This window comes from Serratia ureilytica, from assembly GCF_013375155.1.
Taxonomy (GTDB): Bacteria; Pseudomonadota; Gammaproteobacteria; order Enterobacterales; family Enterobacteriaceae; genus Serratia; species Serratia ureilytica.
Genome location: NZ_JABXOF010000018.1, coordinates 29,258 through 45,539, shown reverse-complemented (window position 1 = coordinate 45,539; position 16,282 = coordinate 29,258). Strand labels below are relative to the sequence as shown.

Here is a 16,282-nt window from a genome sequence, read left to right as displayed (position 1 = left end):
GGTTAACAGCATCACACCCCACGCAAAATTGTATTTTGCAGAATTATTATTTTAAAACAGTTGATTACGCGTTTTAAGTTGTTGTTGTATTTTTACATGGCAAGAGATTAGAGTTGTAAAGGACTCTAACTAGAGTCGTTATTCGAGTTTATACACAACTCTATATAGAGTTATCACTAAATTTCATATAGATAAACAGACTCGACCCTAGAGGCGAGTTGTATGTTTTTGCTTTTATAGCTATCATTAGACTCGCAATTAGAGTCTGATTTGATTCGTGCATGCTAACTCAAAATACATACAGATTATCTGTCAGCTAATAATGTCATGGAGTAAAAATTATATGGCAAGAATTCAAGCATATGTCAGCAAGGAGGCGGTTGAAAAGATTCATGCAATTGTTGAACAGCGCCGTCAAGAAGGGGCTGCTGAAACTGAAGTAAGTACATCTAGTGTTATTTCTATGCTTCTTGAACTCGGTCTCAGAGTCTATGAGGCACAGATGGAAAGAAAAGATGACCCTTTTAATCAGACGGAGTTTAACAAAACTCTTTTGGAAAACGTATTGAAAACTCAACTTGCAATGGCAAAGGTTCTTGGTGCAAGTACTCTAGCTCCACATGTTGCAGATAAACCAAAACTTAATAACTATCAGCAGATCATTTCTGAAATAAAAGACTCGGTTCAAGAAGATTTGCAACGGTTCTTTTTGGTTAGCGATAACTTTGAACATGATGATGATTGAAAGTTGGTTTTTAGTGTAATTTTAAATATATCTATTATAATCAAAGTGAAAGTGACATTGAATTTATCAAAGGAGTGTGTATGCAAGGAAATCTAAAACTATATGGCTTTTTTGTTGGGCTAACTGTTACCATAATGATTACATGTGATACCTTGGTTTACAAGGTTCTCGATGTGTATGGTTTCAAAATAACTGCAAGTGGTATTGTATTTTCGTTGTGTTTTTTAATCTCAACACTCCTAACAGAGGTATATGGCTATAAGTTGTCTGTAAGAGCCATTTGGATAATGGTTATATGTCAAAGCTTATATGTTTTGATTCTTAATGTAGCTGCTATTATACAACCTGAAGAGAATGCTATTGCAAGTGGTTATTATTTTTTATATCACGAGTTCTGGAGGGTTATGATTGGGACTTGGGTGTCTGTACCAGTATCATATTTTGTTAACGGATTTATTATATCGAAAATGAAAATAGTGTTTTCTGGAAAATACTTTTTTGTGAGATATATCGTAGGTTCTATGACAACACAAGCAGCTTTATTACTAACGGCTTATCCAATTAGTCTGTCCGGTAAGTACACATTCATGGAGTTAGTAAATATTATCAGTACAACATGGTCATATAAAGTCGTTGTCTCAATAATCTTGTTACCCCTTGCTATATATTTTGTCGGTATTGTAAAAAGAATTGAAAAAACCGACCACTATGATTGGGGTACATCTTACAACCCGTTCAAGTAATAGCAGAAGGATTTGCCATGAAGATTATACAAATCACTGATACACATATTTATTCTGAAGAGAATAAGATTGGGTTAAAACACCTTTCTAACCTGAAATATATTATTAACTTTATTGAGTCAAATCTTGATCAGATTAACGCAGATTTAATCATGGTTACTGGAGATATATCTCATGATGGTGGAGATGCGTCTTACGAGAAGTTTTTTAAAACGATGAGTCATGTTTCTTTACCTGTCTATGTTATACCTGGAAATCATGATAACAAACAGAGGTTGCATTATGTTTCCGAGAAATATGATTGTGGTTTAAATGTTAATTCATTTTGTAATCAGGATTGGCGTATACTGAGTGTCGATTCTGTTGTGGATAATGAGGATTATGGTTTTATAAAAAAGAAAGATTTGGTTGATTTTGAAAATGAAGTTTTAGCAAGTAAAAGTAAAAAAATTGCTGTATTCTTACATCATCATCCTATTCAAGTTGGAACCCCGATTGTAGATAATTGTATGTTGATGAACGCATCTGAATTTCTTGATGTTTGCCAGCGTTTGAATGTTTCCTTTATTGGTTCAGGACATGCTCATACACTTTTTCAACGTAAGATTGGAGATACCCTGGTGTCAGTTTCTCCAGCTGCGTGTTCTCAATGGAAGAATGGAACTAAAGAGGTTTCCTTCATTGATAATAGCGCGTTTAGTGTAGTTAACCTTGGTGAACATGTACATGTAACACCTTGGTTTATTTGATTAATGTAAGTTTTGTTTTTTTAGGATTTATTTTTAAGTTTTGATTTTTTGATTGGGCAGAGAGCTCTCTGCCTTCTTTTATTCCTGTATAAAATGCAATTTTTGTTGCATCTAATGAATCAGTTTTATCAACGATATCTCTGTTTCTCACAAACTCTATGCCTGATATTGATATTGAGTTAATCCCATTCCTTAGAGTCCAAGTACAGTTTCTTTTTTCTTCCAAAATTGTATATTTACTTGATTCTATTTTAAGCTTTGATTCGGTTTCTGCTATATGAGCTATGTCTTTCGGATTGACATGCCTTAAAAAATCTCCCTCAACTAGTTGATTCCAACTTTTTTTTACAAACGTATGTGTTCCGAACTCTTTGAACAGCCAATATCCATCCGAAGTCCTTTCAACACTGCGATCTAATGTGTATATATAACAAGGAGTAAATATCTTCTTTATAAACATAGTGATTTTGTATAATTCCATGTTTTACTTCATCCTCTTTACTGTTTTTAATAACACCCCGACGATTGTGTAGTCACTATAAGACTTGGCTACGTTGTCTGATTCGAGCGATATGTTTGTAAATTGTAAGTTTCCATCTGAAACGAAAACTCTTCTCAAACATATTGGGTAATTCTTTAATTTAACTAAAACAATATCACCATCGCAATATTGTTCTTTTAAGGATATTACGCAATATGTGCCACGATCTAATTCTGGGGAAAGTGAGTTGTTTGTTATTTCAACAGCGAAAAGCGAATCATCTTCAATATCATCAACTTCTGTTGTGTATGTGCCTGTTGATCTTATTTTATTTGCTAGATATCTCTCAATATCACTATAGGTTATAAGGGGTATTGATTTTACATTTTGACTAACTTCTCCAGTAACTCTCAAGTCATTATCTGTAAGGTCACCTACTTTAACGTTGAAATAATCTCCAATGGAGGTAAGAGTCGATATCGTTGGATTACCAACTCCCTTTCTAAGATTGTTGATGGTTGCTATACCGATCCCTGTCTCGATACTTAGCCGATTGGCGTCAACACCATGCAAACGCATGAGGTAAGTAAGGTTTTCGCCTATCATTTTCAATGACATATGATTTTCTTCTGATGTTTTAATGTGTTTTTGTTGCATTATAATGTTTTCTGCCTATACTTTAATGTGTGCGGAGTGTGATCAAGTAGCGTTGGTCCACTCTCAGTGTAGTACTGACTGTTTTACTGCATCCAGTGTTTGTGACGTTCTTATGACTATTGTTGTAAGTGTAAGATGTAACAGGGATTTTTTGTCTTCTGATGGCTTTTCATCCTCGTTAACTAACATAACTTACGGTTTTTATGGAAAAATCTCAATCGGAACATGAGTACAGTTCTGTTTCTATCACCCTGCAGCTTGGTCCTGAGGTGAATGAACTGCTAACACATGCTGCAAATCGGTCTGGGAGAACAAAACGTCAGGAGGCTCTTTTGAGGCTCACAGACCATCTTCAGCAAGTCCGAGACATCGCTACCCAGGGCAAGAGTTTTAAATTTTAACAAACTAATATCTGAATTTAATAAGGAGGCTAACTACAAATATCAAATCACACTTTAAATAAACCGACCATATCTGGATATTAAAACATATCCATACGTGATTTTTATTTTATAGGAAATTTAATAATGAATGCTTCATTAAGCGCTCAGGGGCCTTCTGTTGCCCAACGTCAGGGATTTTCACTTCGTAAGCTGTTTTCTCGGCAACGCGTCGTGAATTTCCTCAAGGTGATCCTGCCGTTTGCCGTACTGGCTTCGTTCTTCCCGGAAGTGGCTCTCGCCGCCGGTGGCGGTAAGGACATGCTGCAATCCGGCGATGCCGATGTGAAGGCAACGGCAGGCTCCGGCTCCACCATGGTCAGATGGATCATCGTGACTGAAGTTCTGGTCGGGGCCGTGATGTATATGGCCACCAAGAACCTTAAATACCTCTCCGGCTTCATCGTGGTCTCTGTTCTGATCGCGGTGGGGATGAAAGTCGCCGGGTATTAATCGGGGGCGGTATGTCGGGAAACGATCTGAATAAATACCGTTTCCCGAAAACACTGAGAACACAAGACCGCTGGTTTGGGTTTTGTCTTGATGAATTAATCCCCGTGGCTATTACTGGCGGCTGGTTTATCTGGCAGCAGAAATATATCACGGGGATTATTTTAGCGGCGCTGGTGTTCTGGGCCATTCACAAAGCCAAAAAGGGGAAGGGCAGTAGCTGGCTGCGTGACCTTGCATATTGGTATTTACCGACCTCGCTCGGCAAAGGCGTCTACAAGGTGGTCCCTGAATCGTGTTTTCGGAAATGGATAAAATAGGCAGGCGATAATGGAACACTCAGCACGTCTCAACTCAAACCGTATTATTGCCATCGGCTTTATTGTCATGGCGCTGTTGATTGCTGCGCTGACGGTGGCCGTCATTATCATGGCTATCAACAACTATCGCCTGCAGAACGAGAAACAGGTGGTGGCAGTCCCCATGTTGTTCAAGGCGCCGTTTGGCGTCTCGCAAAACAGCGCTGATGCATCGTATCTCGAGCAAATGGCGCTCTCCTTTGTCGCGTTGCGTCTCAATGTGACCCCTGAGACGGTCAACGCCTCACATTCCACCCTGCTCATGATGGTCAAGCCGGCGGCGCAAAACGCTCTCAAAATCGTCCTGGCCGAAGAAGCCAACCGTATCCGAGCCAGCAACGTCAATGCGGCTTTCTTCCAGACCAGCGTGAAAGTTTATCCCGCCCAGGGGCGTGTTGATATTCGCGGTGAGCTGCGTACCTGGATCGGTGACAGCGCCCCGGAAAAAGCCCTCAAGCACTACTCCCTTTATATCGATCGCAGCGAGGGTGTGACCTGGCTGGCCAAGTTCGTCGAGGTAAACGATGAAAACTAAACGTCGCTATGCGCTGACGGTTGTCGCTCTGACGGCCTGCTTCGGCGCCCAGGCCGGCACGGTGGATGCGCCGGTCACTATCCCACTGCAGAACGGCAGTCAGGCGCATGTTTCACTGAGCAACAGCGAACCCAACCTGTTCAACATCCCCGGCGATCGCGTGACGTTCGTCAGCGGCGTGGATGAAAGCCTGGTGAATTATGAGCCGGCGGCCAACGGGGGGCTGGTGCTGAGCACGCTCAATAAAAAGCCGTTCAGTTTTGTGATCGAAACCGAGCGGGGCATGAACTATTCCATTCGCGCCGTGCCGCGTGCCGGTGTCGGCCGCACGTTCTCACTGGTGGGGGAGAGCCAGGGCGTTTCTGTTGCCGCCAAAGGCTGGGAAGAGGGACAGCCCTACGAGTCCATGCTGGTCTCGCTTAACAAGTCATTGATGGAGGGCCGGTTGCCGGCCGGCTATGGGCAGATGCCGGTCACGCGGGAAGCGCTGGCCGCACCTTACGGTTTGCGTGCGCAGGCGCAGCAGGTCTGGACAGGGCATCACCTGAAGGTGGTTCGCTTTGAGGTCAGCAATCCCGGCAGTGCCAGCCAGTGGGTCAACGAACACGACTTCTGGCAACGGGGTGTGCGGGCGGTGATGTTCGATACGCCTACCCGGCAGATTATCGGCGGCGGTCGCATGAGCGTGTGGATCACCTTGTCCGAGGGAGGCCGCTGATGGCGAACATCAATGTGCTGGTTAAGCGCAAGCAATATCTCTGGCTGGGCGCGGTCGCGCTGGCGGTCGCCGCGGCCATCGGCGGCGGTTACTACTTCTCGCAGGATGCGGAGCTGGAGACACAGCAACTTGCCGAACCGGCTCCCGACCTGACCGGGGTGGTCGACAATACCTTTGACGATCGCGTGCAGCAGCATGCCATCACCCAGACGCAGGCCGCGCAGGCCGAGATCAACAAGCAGTTTACCGCCCTGCGTCAGGAAATCGACCTGCTGAACAAATCGCGCCTGGAAGATCAGAAGCGCATGCAGGTGCTGGAAGACGAAAACAACAAGCTTAAACAGTTTGGCGGGCCAGGGGCGCAAACAACACCAGGGAATCCGGCCCCCGGTTCCGCCTCCTTACCGCCGCTGGTTAACGGCGTGACGCCCGAGGGCGAGCCCATGCCGACACAGTTCCCGCCGGCAGCGGGCGGTGCGGTTCCGCCACCGACGGCGTTCTACCCGGGCAAAGGCGTCACACCGCCACCGAGCGTTGATTACAAGCCTATCCCTGTTCCCGGCCGTCTCTATCGCAAGTCACTGGTGCCGCCGGAGACCGGCCCCAGGAAAAAGAAGTACCCCTATATCCCAACCGGCAGCTTCGCCAAATCCATCCTGATTGAGGGGGCGGATGCCAACGCCTCGGTGACCGGGAACACGGCCACGGTGCCGATGCAGGTGCGGTTGACCGGCCGGATCGAGATGCCGAACAGCAAGACCTATGACGCGACCGGCTGTTTTATCAGCATGGAGGCCTACGGCGACGTCTCCAGCGAACGTGCCATCGTGCGCACCCGCAAAATCAGCTGCATTCGCGGTGAAGACATTATCGATCAGGACATCGACGGCCACGTTTCCTTTATGGGCAAGAACGGCGTGAAGGGCGAGGTGGTGATGCGCAACGGCAAGATCCTCGGCTTTGCCTGGGGCGCCGGGTTCCTTGACGGGTTGGGCGAGGGTGCCGGCCGGGCGGCGCAGCCGACCGTTGGTCTCGGGGCCACGGCCAGCATGGGCGCCGGCGATATTGCCAAATCGGCCATCGGCGGGGGGGCCAGCAAAGCCGCCTCGACGCTCAGCGACTACTACATCAAACGGGCCGAGCAGTATCACCCGGTGATTCCGATCGGCGCCGGTAACGAAGTTACGGTGGTGTTCCAGGAGGGCTTCCAGATGAAAACCATCGAGGAAGTGGCGGCGGAAAAAGAGAGCCGTCAGCAGGGGCAGACCGAAGGGAGCGACCAGCCCAAATCCGGGCAGAACCTGAACGGGTTCAACACCGATCAGATGCTGAACCACCTCGGCAAGCTTGATCCGGCTCAGTTCGGTCTCGGCGCATCAACATCAGGAGGGCGGTAATGGACAAGGCGATGCGCGACATGTGGCGAATGAAACACAAGGCAGTGCAAAAGCAGCTGAATCGGGAGGCGTGGGCGTTGGTGCGTGATGACTGGCATCACGCGCGTTATCTCCAGTTCGGCGTGTTGACCCGTCGTTTCGTCAACGGCTGGCTGTTGGCCATGACGATGCTGCTTATGGGGCTGGGGGGGATTTTGCTGGTCCTGTTTTTCCTGGAGCCCGAACGATTCTACACCGAGTTTACCGCTCTGGATCTGGCGGGGTTCATGCAGCTGCGTGCTGCTTTGAAAACTCTGCTGGTCGATTTTTCTTATCAATATGCGCCGGCCTTTGGTGGGCTGTGGATGGTGATGAGCGTTTGGCACAGTTACGTCGACCGCGCGCAGTCGGTGCGCACGGCGGCGGGGCGCTTGGCGTCATCGTCGATACGGGATAACACCCTGGCAACGGTTGTTTTCGCTGAGGGTAGCAACCACACCGGTGAACCGAAACGTGAGGAGAAACCATGAATAACAACGACAAACCCACTATCTGGTATTTCGATGACTTTCCCTTCATGGGTGTCGCTTCTGCAGAAATCGGGAACCGTGTCGTCTGCGGCCGAACCGGGGCGGGGAAAACGACGCTGATGCAGTCCATCGTGGATAAATACAGCGCGGATGCCGTGCGGCAGGGCATTTCTATTGCACCGACACCGCCTTCTGAGGATGAGGCCAAATCATGACTGAACGAAAAATGACGGGGCTATATGTCTTTTTATTGCTGGCCTGGTGGGGCGGCTGGCTTGCGCTCGATATGTGGCGCATTGAGCACCTGCTGACCGATGCCGACAAGTGGGCCGGTTTTCGGCGTGACATTCTTTGGTGTGCGGGGTCGGCGGCGCTCTCTTTATTTTTCTTAATGACGGGTCCCAATAAAAAATCCTCTGCTTACGCACTGTCGGTATGCCTGGCACTGATAGTGCCCATCTCGGTCGCAATCGTTGCCGGGAGTTCTTTCATTCACTGGGAATTTGATGTCCCGATGTTCTTGATGATGCATACGTGCGCCGGATGGGTAATGACCCTCGTTGTACCGTTAATGACTTTTTTCTCGGCCAGGTTTTAAGGAGACTCAATGAAAACGCACATCATGAAATCACTACTTTTACTCCCCGCCCTGGGGGGCGTGCTGCTGCTGGCCGGCTGTGCCGGCGTCAGCAGCGAGTTTGGCTGTAACGCCACCACCTCCGACAGCTGCATGACGATGGAGCAGGCTAACGAGAAAGCCAAGTCGCTGGAAGAGGGCAGCGAAGCAAAGCCGGCTGCGGCCGCATTGCCTCGTCTGGCTGACGGCGACTTTGCGGCAGTGGGGCGAGATACCGGCCCCGTCCCTGTATCAGTTGGCAGCACTTCCCGTTTGTTGCCTCGTCAGGACGCTGCATCCCCGGCGCCGGTGGTACCGGCGTATCCGGCGATTGCGGCGCCGACCGCCATCGTGACGACCGTCAGTACCTGCACGTTGCCACGTTGTGCCGGTGTCGGCAGCACCCGACCGGCACGCCAGGCCGAGCAGACCGCGCAGCTGTGGATTGCGCCCTGGATTGACAGTCAGGACGTTTATCACCAGCCGGGCAAGGTGCTGTTCGTGGTTAAACCCGCCGTCTGGGGCCAGCCCCAGTCCGTCTATTAAGGAGAGAGTGATGCAGGGAATATGTGCTGTACCGGTTGAGCGCGACGCGCAGGGATTCTGGACCCATCCGGCGATGCTGCAGGCAAACCTTGAGACATCGGCAGAGATGACCTATTGGCTACGGTCGCGCGGCCTGGAATGCTGGGTGATGTTTATGCGGGATGAAGACCCTGAGGCCTTGCTTGCGGGGTTTGATGAGGACTGTCCGGATGCCCGTGGCTGGAACCCTTCTCCGCCGCCGGGGGAGGGCTGGTTCATCGGCTCCATTTATGACAACGAGGACGGACCTATGTGCCTGTGGTTTAGGGCGGCCACTCGCGAGGTTGACGCATGAATCTGATCGATAAAGTCACCCATACCGCCAACAGCCTGCTGTCGGCGCTGAAAATGCCGGATGAAGCCGCCGCCGCCAACAAGGTGTTGGGTGACATGAACTTTCCCCAGCTGAGCAGCGTGCTGCCCTATCGCGACTACGACGAAGAGAGCGGGCTGTTCATCAATGCCGGCTCCATCGGCTTTGTGCTGGAAGCGCTGCCGCTGGCCGGCGCCAACGAGCAGGTGGTTCTGACGCTCGAAAGTCTGCTGCGCACCAAGTTGCCGCGTGGGATCGCGTTGTCCGTTCACCTGATGGCCAGCAAGCGCGTCGGCGATCTGGTGGAATCCGGCCTGCGTGACTTCTCCTGGTCGGGCAAGGACGCGGACAAATTCAACGCCATCACGCGGGCCTTCTACCTGATGGCGGCAGAAGGTCGCTTTTCCCTGCCACCGGGCGTCGATATGCCGCTGACGCTGCGTAATTACCGGGTATTCATCTCCTACTGTGTCAAGAGCAAGCGCCGCAACAAGGCACTCTTCACCGAGTTGGAGAACCTGGTCAAGGTGCTGCGTGCGTCGCTGATGGGGGCGAAAATTCCGACAGAGTCGCTTAATGACGAAGACTTTATCAACGTTGTGGGCGAAATCATCAACCACGATCCGAGCCAGCTATACAACAAGCGTCGCAAACTCGACCCGCTCAAAGACCTGAACTTCCAGTGCATCGACAACGGGTTCGGTATGGACGTGTATCCAGACTGCGTCAAAATCAACTTGCGCGATGCCGGCAGCAAGAAAGGCAGCGTGGCGCGGGTGATGAACTTCCAGCTCGAGCAGAACCCGGAGATGGCCTTCCTGTGGAACACCGCCGACAACTACGGCAACCTGCTGTATCCCGAACTGTCGATCGCCACACCGTTCATTATTACGTTGACACTGGTCGTTGAAGAACAGACCAAGACCTCTTTCGAGGCGAACCGCAAGTATATCGATCTGGAGAAAAAATCCCGCACCTCCTACGCCAAATTCTTCCCCGGCACGCTGGAGGAGATGAAGGAGTGGGGCGATCTGCGCCAGAGTCTGGCGTCCAACCAGACGGCGATCGTTTCCTTCTTCTATAACGTGACGGTGTTTTGCGAAGACAATGACAGCGTGGCGCTGCGCTGCGAGCAGGACGTCATCAACAGCTACCGCAAGAACGGTTTCGACCTGATATCCCCGCGCTTCAAGCAGCACTGGAATTTCCTGGCCTGCCTGCCGTTTATGGCCGAGCACGGCGTCTTCCAGGATTTGGCGATGCACGGTGCGGTGCATCGCGCCAAGACCCTGAACGTGGTCAACCTGATGCCGATCGTCGCCGACAACCGTCTGGCGCCGTCCGGTCTGCTGGCGCCCACCTACCGCAACCAGCTGGCGTTCATCGACATCTACTCCGAGGTGATGCGCAACACCAACTACAACATGGCGGTGGCCGGGACGTCAGGCGCGGGTAAAACCGGTCTTATTCAGCCGATGCTGCGCAGCGTGCTGGATACCGGTGGCGCCGCCTGGGTGTTCGATATGGGCGATGGTTACAAGAGCCTGTGCGAAAACATGGGCGGGGTTTACATCGACGCCCAGACGCTGAAGTTCAACCCGTTCGCCAACGTGAAGGACATCAACCTGTCGGCGACGCAGATCGCCAACCTGATTTCGGTGATGGCCAGCCCCGACGGCAACCTGGACGAAGTCCATGAAAGCCTGCTGGAGATGGCGGTGAAGGCAGCCTGGCTGAGCAAGCAAAAGAATGCCCGTATCGATGATGTGCGTGACTTTCTGCGCGACGCGATGGATGAGGAGGTCTATCGCGATTCGCCGACCATCCGCAACCGCCTGCATGAAATGACCATCCTGCTGGATAAATACTGCTCCGACGGCACCTATGGTGAGTTCTTCAACTCCGACGAACCGTCGCTGCGCGATGACGTCAACATGGTGGTGCTGGAGATGGGCGGCCTGAAAAATCGCCCTGATCTGCTGGTTGCGGTGATGTTCTCGCTGATGATCTACATCGAGGGGCGGATGTACCAGACATCGCGTCAGAGCAAGAAGCTGTGCGTTATCGACGAGGGCTGGAAGCTGCTCAACTTCAAGAACGCCAAGGCGGGCGAGTTTATCGAAGAGGGTTACCGTACCGCGCGCCGTCACCGCGGGGCGTACATCACCATTACCCAGAACATCAAGGACTTTGATTCGGACACCGCCAGCTCGGCCGCGAAAGCCGCCTGGGGCAACTCCTCCTACAAGATCATCCTGATGCAGGACGCCTCCGAGTTCAAAACCTATCTGCAGAAAAACCCGGACAACTTCACCCAGCTGCAGCAGGACATGATCGGGAAGTTCGAGTCGGCCAAAGACCAGTGGTTCAGCTCCTTCATGCTGATGGTCTCCGGCAAGGTCAGCTGGCACCGCCTGTTTGTCGATCCGCTGAGCCGCGCCATGTACTCCTCCCAGGGCCAGGACTTCGAGTTCATGCAGGCCCGGCGCGAACAGGGGGTATCGGTGCATGACGCCGTGTATGAGCTGGCGCACCGCAACTTTGGCGAGGAGATGGCGCGCATCGAGCGCTGGGTGGAAGAAAACTACACAGGGAGGGCGGCCGCATGACACTGCCTGCCATTATCACGCCGCCAAATACTCCGGTACAGAAACGCGCCATTGTGCTGTGGGGGGCGGTCTGCGTGCTGATTGCCGTCCTGCTCAGTGTGGGGGCCACGCTGTGGCTGTTGCAGCGTCAGCCTGCGATCGTCACCTTCGACATGAAACAGACCATGGAGGCGTTCTACGAGAGCGCCGCCAAACAATCCCTGCCGCCGGAGCGCAGCAAGCTGCTGGCCGAACGGTTTACCGGCGCGCTGCAAACCAGCATCGCGCAATACCAGCAGCGCAACAACGTGATCATCCTGGTCTCGCCGGCGGTGGTGGGAGGGGCAAAGGACGTCACTCGCGAGCTGCAGCGGGATATTGCTGCCCGAATGCAGCGGGGTAATACCGTCAGTGTAGGTGAGGAGACAAACCTATGAATAGTTCAGCAATCAGTTTTATGGCGGGCTTTGTTGTTTGTTTTGTAATCATGTTCGTTACGAATCTGGGGAGAAATCAAATGCCAGCCACCATCACGGCGACTCCAGTGGTGTTTACCCCGGCTCAGCAGGATGCCATCGGGCCACTTGCCCGCGATTACCTGCTGGCGCACCCGGACATCCTGCTGCAGATGAGTGAGAAGCTGGAGGCGCAGCAACAGACCGCAGCCAATCGCACGGTGCAAACCGCGTTGACCACGCAGCCGGAACTGCAGGCGACGTTACTGCACGATCCGGCGACGCCGGTTGTGCATCCTGACGGCGGCGTCACCGTGGTGCAGTTCTTCGACTATCAGTGCATCTGGTGCGCGCGTATGGCGCCGGTGGTGGCCGAATTTGTGCGTGACAATCCCGATGTGCGCTTTGTGTTCAAGGAATTCCCCATTTTTGGCAGTCGCTGGCCGATGTCGGTGCAGGCGGCACGCACCGGCCTGACGCTGTGGCAACTCAAGGGCGGTGACGCCTATCTGGCCTACCACAATGCGGTCTTTGCCTCCGGTGAGAACGAAGGTCGCTTGTCCCAACCCACGCTTAATGCGGCCCTCCAGAGCGCCGGCGCCGCGCCGATGACCGTGCTGCCCGAGACGGAGAAAACGCTGCTGACCACGCGTGAACTGGCTCAGCAGCTGAACATCAGCGGGACCCCCGCCTTTATCGTCATGCCGACCCGTGATGCGCGGGCGGATCAGGTGACGCCACTGTACGGTGCCGTAGATGTAAAGGCACTGCAGGCCGCGGTCGCACAGGCAAAAGCGGGAGGCTACTGATGCGCGTTGTCTGCCTGGTTTTCTCCTTATCACTGCTGCCTTGCATGGCGTTGGCCAAAGACTTCGGCACCTGGGGCGACCTGTACCCGGTGGCCGAGCCGGACATGCTGCAGACCATTCACGAACGTTTGACCGCGCTGCAGCGCAGCGGCCGTTGGGACGAGGAAATGACGGCGTTCAAAGAGCGCACCGTGAAGCACAGCCAGCGGCCTGAGCCGGTCGCCGGCATCGGCAGGACCGAGCGCTATGCCGAACGCTTCTTCGACCCGAGCGTGCAGCTCTCTTCTGACCTGAAAGACGACAAGGGGCGCGTGTTTGCCCGCAAGGGCGACGTTATCAACCCGCTGGCCACCGTGCCGTTCGCGCAGACGCTGTATTTCATCGACGGCGACGATCCGCAGCAGGTTGCCTGGATGAAGGCGCAGCAGCCGGAGACCCTGATGGTGAAGGTCATTCTGGTCAACGGCGACATTCCCAAGACCTCTGCCGCGCTCGACAGCCGTATCTACTTCGATCAGGGCGGGGCGCTGTCGCGCCGGTTCGGGCTGACGACGGTGCCGGCGCGCATCACGGCGGCGCCGAGCGGCCTGCGGCTGCGTATCGAATCCATTCCTGCCGCCGGCAGCGCGAACTGAAGGGGAACAGTATGTTTGTGACACGTAAACGTTTTATTGCGACCGAGAATCAGCTGCAAAGCTGTCGCCAATTGCTGGCCGCGCGCCACGGCGAGTTGATGGCCATCCGCAAGGCGGCGTCGGCAAACGGTGGGATCTACAAATGCATTCTTGAGTGCCGTGAGGTAGCCCACGAGCTGCGTGAGCAGCTGCCTGCCGATCAGGACGGTCACAGCCCTTATTTGTTCGACAAGTTGGCGCTTATCGACAGTTTGCTGGGCACCCTGGCCGCGTTGTTACCGCCGCAGGATGAGGCACGCCCCACCGCCAGGATGGTTGCCGCCGGTGATGTGCAAGAGATTTACCGGGGAACACAGTGGGCGACGCATTGCCAGGAGCGTTGCGCATGACCCGGTGGTGTCTCTCGGCGTTGCTGGTTGTGGCAGGCCTGTTTTCGGCACCGTCTCAGGCGGCGGATGCGGCCTGTCAGGGGCGATTTGTCAATCCGATCACCGATATCTGCTGGCGCTGCATCTTCCCGCTTTCAATCGGCAGCATTCCGGTCGGGAAAGGGGATTTGCCGGATACCAGCAATCCGGGCAGCCCTATCCAGTTCTGCCCCATGCCGCCGCCGATTTTTCAGCGTATCGGGATGGCAATGGGGTACTGGGAGCCGATGGCCATGACTGACGTGACCCGTTCGCCGGGCTGTATGGTCAACCTGGGCGGTTTCAGCATCAACCTCGGCAAGATTGGCACCGGCACCGGCGGCAGCAGCGGCAAGGGGGACGTGACCACCGCGTTCTATCACGTCCATTGGTACAAGTACCCGTTGACCTACTGGCTGAACATCATCACCTCCGCGGGCTGCCTGCAGGGTGGGGACATGGATATCGCCTACCTGTCGGAAATCGACCCGACCTGGGTCGACAGTAGCCTGACCACCATTCTCAACCCGGAAGCGGTGGTCTTTGCCAACCCGCTGGCGCAGGGCGCCTGCGCGGCCGACGCCATTGCCAGCGGCTTCCATCTGCCGATCGACGCATTGTTCTGGTGCGCCGGCAGTCAGGGCTCGATGTATCCGTTCAACGGCTGGGTGGCCAAGGAAATCAGCCCGCTGCAGTCGTCGGTGCTGGTCTCGGAAAAGATGGCGTTCAAGCTGCACCGCCAGGGGCAAATCATGGAATCCATCGGCAAAGACCGGGCGGTCTGTTTCGAGTACCCATCGCCGATCATGCCGAAAGAGCGCTGGCGTTATCAGATGGTGAACATGTACCCGGACAGCGCCCGCTGTCACCCGATGGGTCGCAGCGTGATGCGTTGGGAAGTGGGGCATAACTCACCGGCCAGCAAGAAGAACTTCGGCTACGTCATGTGGCGCAAGCGCAACTGCGTTTTTTTATAGGGAATTGCCCATGTTTTCTAAACGTATTTCATTTTTCTATCCACTGAGTTGGGTCGTATTTCTGGGGTTGGGGGCAGTTTCGTTGAGAACCGGCTCTCAAGAGCAGACCTTTTTGAATTGGCCTTTATGGCTTGGTTTATGCGTGTTAGGGACGTTGATCATTGTTTTATGGGTGGTGGTTTTCGAACCGAATGACACGTCATCTGGTCCTTATGCCTCTGGCCTGGTCTGCTTCGTTGCCTGGGTGTTGTGGTTTGTAATTTCGCTATTCGGAATAGTGGTGCAAGGGGTTGATTTCTGGCCATCAATGGAGGCGTTGTTATTGCTTAATGCGCTGACTGTGGGCCTCGCTTCGATTTTCTTCCTGGGTTTCTTGATGGCTGAGGGGGGAGTGTGACGGTGATCAGCAGCATTAAAGGTAACGCCATGAATAGATTGAACAGCTTAGCCCTGGCGCTGACGCTTTCGGCGTTATATGTGGCAGGGAGTTGGGCTGCAGACAGCGCTGCGCCTGCCAGCGAGGTGACGATTGCGCAGCAGCAGGCGGCAGCCCAGGTGGACAGCAACCGGGCGTGGCTGCGCGAGCAGGAAAAGCGCTCGGCTGACCTGCACCAAAACACCCCGTTACCGGAGTTCCTGCGCAATCAGCCGCCGCGTTCGCTGTCCCAGGACGACCAGTCCTTTATTGACCAGCTGGCAGCGAAGCAGCGTCAGGACGCCACCGAACAACCGGCCGAGGGGGCGCTGTACTTCGTGTCCTTCGCTATTCCCGAGGAAGGTATGCGCCGCATGCTGCAGGAGGCGCGTCGCTTCGGCATTCCGGCCACGTTGCGCGGCATGGTGAATGGCGACATGCGCGAAACGGTGCAGCGGGTGCAAAAACTGGTGGAAGCCGGCGGCATCGACGGCGTGCAAATCGACCCGCAGCCCTACACACAGTACGGCGTGACCGCCGTGCCGGCGCTGGTCGTGCGCTGCGCGGCCGGCTTCGATGTGGTGCGCGGCAACCTGCTGATGGCGCAGGCGCTGAAGAAGGTCGCGAAGGACGGCGACTGCGCCGCCATGGCTCAGGCATTACTGGATAAGGCCGGTGTGAAATGAATACCGAAGCGAA

General features: G+C 53.4%; 24 protein-coding genes. 22 read left to right on the top strand and 2 right to left on the bottom strand.

Annotation, left to right across the window (positions count from 1 at the left end; all coding sequences use genetic code 11):
• Window positions 1–343 precede the first annotated feature (343 nt).
• From traM to HWW83_RS24380, 3 genes are all read left to right on the top strand, one after another.
• A complete protein-coding gene (gene traM / locus HWW83_RS24390) occupies window positions 344–745 on the top strand; it encodes a conjugal transfer relaxosome DNA-binding protein TraM (RefSeq protein ID WP_176589670.1) in 402 nt (133 codons plus the stop codon).
• 80 nt (window positions 746–825) lie between these two features.
• Window positions 826–1,488, top strand: a complete 663-nt coding sequence (locus tag HWW83_RS24385) for a VUT family protein (RefSeq protein WP_176589669.1) — start codon at window positions 826–828, stop codon at window positions 1,486–1,488.
• Between the two features lie 17 nt (window positions 1,489–1,505).
• A complete protein-coding gene (locus tag HWW83_RS24380) occupies window positions 1,506–2,237 on the top strand; it encodes a metallophosphoesterase family protein (protein ID WP_176589668.1) in 732 nt (243 codons plus the stop codon).
• Here the strand turns inward: HWW83_RS24380 and HWW83_RS24375 are convergent.
• Both HWW83_RS24375 and HWW83_RS24370 read right to left on the bottom strand, forming a co-directional pair.
• The gene (locus HWW83_RS24375) at window positions 2,230–2,718 is read right to left on the bottom strand and encodes a hypothetical protein (protein ID WP_176589667.1); all 489 of its coding nucleotides are present in this window, start codon (window positions 2,716–2,718) and stop codon (window positions 2,230–2,232) included. The genes HWW83_RS24380 and HWW83_RS24375 overlap by 8 nt on opposite strands.
• Before the next feature lie 3 nt (window positions 2,719–2,721).
• Window positions 2,722–3,375 carry a helix-turn-helix domain-containing protein gene (locus HWW83_RS24370; RefSeq protein ID WP_097103301.1) on the bottom strand — a complete coding sequence of 218 codons (654 nt, stop codon included), beginning with the start codon at window positions 3,373–3,375 and terminating at the stop codon, window positions 2,722–2,724.
• A gap of 203 nt (window positions 3,376–3,578) precedes the next feature.
• Between HWW83_RS24370 and HWW83_RS24365 the strand changes: the two genes are divergently transcribed.
• The 19 genes from HWW83_RS24365 (at window position 3,579) to trbC (ending at window position 16,269) form a co-directional block, all read left to right on the top strand.
• Window positions 3,579–3,776, top strand: coding sequence for a TraY domain-containing protein (locus tag HWW83_RS24365; RefSeq protein WP_097103299.1), 198 nt, complete (start codon window positions 3,579–3,581; stop codon window positions 3,774–3,776).
• Between the two features lie 126 nt (window positions 3,777–3,902).
• Window positions 3,903–4,268: a type IV conjugative transfer system pilin TraA gene (gene traA / locus HWW83_RS24360; protein ID WP_176589666.1), complete on the top strand. Its 366-nt coding sequence runs from the start codon at window positions 3,903–3,905 to the stop codon at window positions 4,266–4,268.
• A gap of 11 nt (window positions 4,269–4,279) precedes the next feature.
• A complete protein-coding gene (gene traL / locus HWW83_RS24355; protein WP_042785939.1) occupies window positions 4,280–4,585 on the top strand; it encodes a type IV conjugative transfer system protein TraL in 306 nt (101 codons plus the stop codon).
• A gap of 10 nt (window positions 4,586–4,595) precedes the next feature.
• A complete protein-coding gene (gene traE, locus HWW83_RS24350) occupies window positions 4,596–5,159 on the top strand; it encodes a type IV conjugative transfer system protein TraE (protein WP_147882578.1) in 564 nt (187 codons plus the stop codon).
• Window positions 5,149–5,877 carry a type-F conjugative transfer system secretin TraK gene (gene traK / locus HWW83_RS24345; RefSeq protein WP_176589665.1) on the top strand — a complete coding sequence of 243 codons (729 nt, stop codon included), beginning with the start codon at window positions 5,149–5,151 and terminating at the stop codon, window positions 5,875–5,877. The genes traE and traK overlap by 11 nt, the downstream gene beginning before the upstream one ends.
• Window positions 5,877–7,274 carry an F-type conjugal transfer pilus assembly protein TraB gene (traB, locus tag HWW83_RS24340; RefSeq protein ID WP_176589664.1) on the top strand — a complete coding sequence of 466 codons (1,398 nt, stop codon included), beginning with the start codon at window positions 5,877–5,879 and terminating at the stop codon, window positions 7,272–7,274. Before traK ends, traB begins: the two co-directional genes overlap by 1 nt.
• Window positions 7,274–7,783, top strand: coding sequence for a hypothetical protein (locus HWW83_RS24335; RefSeq protein WP_176589663.1), 510 nt, complete (start codon window positions 7,274–7,276; stop codon window positions 7,781–7,783). The genes traB and HWW83_RS24335 overlap by 1 nt, the downstream gene beginning before the upstream one ends.
• On the top strand, window positions 7,780–7,998 hold the full coding sequence (locus HWW83_RS24330; protein WP_070914249.1) for a hypothetical protein: 219 nt from the start codon (window positions 7,780–7,782) through the stop codon (window positions 7,996–7,998). Before HWW83_RS24335 ends, HWW83_RS24330 begins: the two co-directional genes overlap by 4 nt.
• Entirely contained in the window at window positions 7,995–8,381 is a 387-nt protein-coding gene (locus HWW83_RS24325; protein ID WP_142076378.1) for a hypothetical protein, read from the top strand. Before HWW83_RS24330 ends, HWW83_RS24325 begins: the two co-directional genes overlap by 4 nt.
• Before the next feature lie 9 nt (window positions 8,382–8,390).
• The gene (gene traV / locus HWW83_RS24320; RefSeq protein WP_425563771.1) at window positions 8,391–8,945 is read left to right on the top strand and encodes a type IV conjugative transfer system lipoprotein TraV; all 555 of its coding nucleotides are present in this window, start codon (window positions 8,391–8,393) and stop codon (window positions 8,943–8,945) included.
• Window positions 8,946–8,955: 10 nt separating this feature from the next.
• Window positions 8,956–9,279, top strand: coding sequence for a hypothetical protein (locus HWW83_RS24315; protein ID WP_243756578.1), 324 nt, complete (start codon window positions 8,956–8,958; stop codon window positions 9,277–9,279).
• Window positions 9,276–11,906: a type IV secretion system protein TraC gene (traC, locus tag HWW83_RS24310; RefSeq protein ID WP_176589661.1), complete on the top strand. Its 2,631-nt coding sequence runs from the start codon at window positions 9,276–9,278 to the stop codon at window positions 11,904–11,906. The genes HWW83_RS24315 and traC overlap by 4 nt, the downstream gene beginning before the upstream one ends.
• A complete protein-coding gene (trbI, locus tag HWW83_RS24305; protein WP_176589660.1) occupies window positions 11,903–12,322 on the top strand; it encodes a type-F conjugative transfer system protein TrbI in 420 nt (139 codons plus the stop codon). Before traC ends, trbI begins: the two co-directional genes overlap by 4 nt.
• Before the next feature lie 80 nt (window positions 12,323–12,402).
• Window positions 12,403–13,149 carry a DsbA family protein gene (locus HWW83_RS24300; protein ID WP_255326675.1) on the top strand — a complete coding sequence of 249 codons (747 nt, stop codon included), beginning with the start codon at window positions 12,403–12,405 and terminating at the stop codon, window positions 13,147–13,149.
• Window positions 13,149–13,784, top strand: coding sequence for a type-F conjugative transfer system protein TraW (traW, locus tag HWW83_RS24295; RefSeq protein ID WP_176589658.1), 636 nt, complete (start codon window positions 13,149–13,151; stop codon window positions 13,782–13,784). Before HWW83_RS24300 ends, traW begins: the two co-directional genes overlap by 1 nt.
• Window positions 13,785–13,795: 11 nt before the next feature.
• Complete coding sequence (locus HWW83_RS24290; RefSeq protein WP_176589657.1) at window positions 13,796–14,173, top strand: hypothetical protein; 378 nt, start codon at window positions 13,796–13,798, stop codon at window positions 14,171–14,173.
• Window positions 14,170–15,168 (top strand): conjugal transfer pilus assembly protein TraU, encoded by a 999-nt coding sequence (gene traU / locus HWW83_RS24285; RefSeq protein ID WP_176589656.1) that lies wholly within the window; start codon window positions 14,170–14,172, stop codon window positions 15,166–15,168. The genes HWW83_RS24290 and traU overlap by 4 nt, the downstream gene beginning before the upstream one ends.
• Before the next feature lie 10 nt (window positions 15,169–15,178).
• Window positions 15,179–15,565, top strand: coding sequence for a hypothetical protein (locus HWW83_RS24280; RefSeq protein ID WP_033641527.1), 387 nt, complete (start codon window positions 15,179–15,181; stop codon window positions 15,563–15,565).
• 29 nt (window positions 15,566–15,594) lie between these two features.
• On the top strand, window positions 15,595–16,269 hold the full coding sequence (gene trbC / locus HWW83_RS24275; protein WP_176589655.1) for a type-F conjugative transfer system pilin assembly protein TrbC: 675 nt from the start codon (window positions 15,595–15,597) through the stop codon (window positions 16,267–16,269).
• Window positions 16,270–16,282 lie beyond the last annotated feature (13 nt).

What these genes read in the sequence shown, in the direction of transcription:
- traM (WP_176589670.1), top strand. Translation starts at nt 344, where the DNA reads ATGGCAAGAATTCAAGCATATGTCAGCAAGGAGGCGGTTGAAAAGATT.
- HWW83_RS24385 (WP_176589669.1), top strand. Translation starts at nt 826, where the DNA reads ATGCAAGGAAATCTAAAACTATATGGCTTTTTTGTTGGGCTAACTGTT.
- HWW83_RS24380 (WP_176589668.1), top strand. Translation starts at nt 1,506, where the DNA reads ATGAAGATTATACAAATCACTGATACACATATTTATTCTGAAGAGAAT.
- HWW83_RS24375 (WP_176589667.1), bottom strand. Translation starts at nt 2,718, where the DNA reads ATGGAATTATACAAAATCACTATGTTTATAAAGAAGATATTTACTCCT.
- HWW83_RS24370 (WP_097103301.1), bottom strand. Translation starts at nt 3,375, where the DNA reads ATGCAACAAAAACACATTAAAACATCAGAAGAAAATCATATGTCATTG.
- HWW83_RS24365 (WP_097103299.1), top strand. Translation starts at nt 3,579, where the DNA reads ATGGAAAAATCTCAATCGGAACATGAGTACAGTTCTGTTTCTATCACC.
- traA (WP_176589666.1), top strand. Translation starts at nt 3,903, where the DNA reads ATGAATGCTTCATTAAGCGCTCAGGGGCCTTCTGTTGCCCAACGTCAG.
- traL (WP_042785939.1), top strand. Translation starts at nt 4,280, where the DNA reads ATGTCGGGAAACGATCTGAATAAATACCGTTTCCCGAAAACACTGAGA.
- traE (WP_147882578.1), top strand. Translation starts at nt 4,596, where the DNA reads ATGGAACACTCAGCACGTCTCAACTCAAACCGTATTATTGCCATCGGC.
- traK (WP_176589665.1), top strand. Translation starts at nt 5,149, where the DNA reads ATGAAAACTAAACGTCGCTATGCGCTGACGGTTGTCGCTCTGACGGCC.
- traB (WP_176589664.1), top strand. Translation starts at nt 5,877, where the DNA reads ATGGCGAACATCAATGTGCTGGTTAAGCGCAAGCAATATCTCTGGCTG.
- HWW83_RS24335 (WP_176589663.1), top strand. Translation starts at nt 7,274, where the DNA reads ATGGACAAGGCGATGCGCGACATGTGGCGAATGAAACACAAGGCAGTG.
- HWW83_RS24330 (WP_070914249.1), top strand. Translation starts at nt 7,780, where the DNA reads ATGAATAACAACGACAAACCCACTATCTGGTATTTCGATGACTTTCCC.
- HWW83_RS24325 (WP_142076378.1), top strand. Translation starts at nt 7,995, where the DNA reads ATGACTGAACGAAAAATGACGGGGCTATATGTCTTTTTATTGCTGGCC.
- traV (WP_425563771.1), top strand. Translation starts at nt 8,391, where the DNA reads ATGAAAACGCACATCATGAAATCACTACTTTTACTCCCCGCCCTGGGG.
- HWW83_RS24315 (WP_243756578.1), top strand. Translation starts at nt 8,956, where the DNA reads ATGCAGGGAATATGTGCTGTACCGGTTGAGCGCGACGCGCAGGGATTC.
- traC (WP_176589661.1), top strand. Translation starts at nt 9,276, where the DNA reads ATGAATCTGATCGATAAAGTCACCCATACCGCCAACAGCCTGCTGTCG.
- trbI (WP_176589660.1), top strand. Translation starts at nt 11,903, where the DNA reads ATGACACTGCCTGCCATTATCACGCCGCCAAATACTCCGGTACAGAAA.
- HWW83_RS24300 (WP_255326675.1), top strand. Translation starts at nt 12,403, where the DNA reads ATGCCAGCCACCATCACGGCGACTCCAGTGGTGTTTACCCCGGCTCAG.
- traW (WP_176589658.1), top strand. Translation starts at nt 13,149, where the DNA reads ATGCGCGTTGTCTGCCTGGTTTTCTCCTTATCACTGCTGCCTTGCATG.
- HWW83_RS24290 (WP_176589657.1), top strand. Translation starts at nt 13,796, where the DNA reads ATGTTTGTGACACGTAAACGTTTTATTGCGACCGAGAATCAGCTGCAA.
- traU (WP_176589656.1), top strand. Translation starts at nt 14,170, where the DNA reads ATGACCCGGTGGTGTCTCTCGGCGTTGCTGGTTGTGGCAGGCCTGTTT.
- HWW83_RS24280 (WP_033641527.1), top strand. Translation starts at nt 15,179, where the DNA reads ATGTTTTCTAAACGTATTTCATTTTTCTATCCACTGAGTTGGGTCGTA.
- trbC (WP_176589655.1), top strand. Translation starts at nt 15,595, where the DNA reads ATGAATAGATTGAACAGCTTAGCCCTGGCGCTGACGCTTTCGGCGTTA.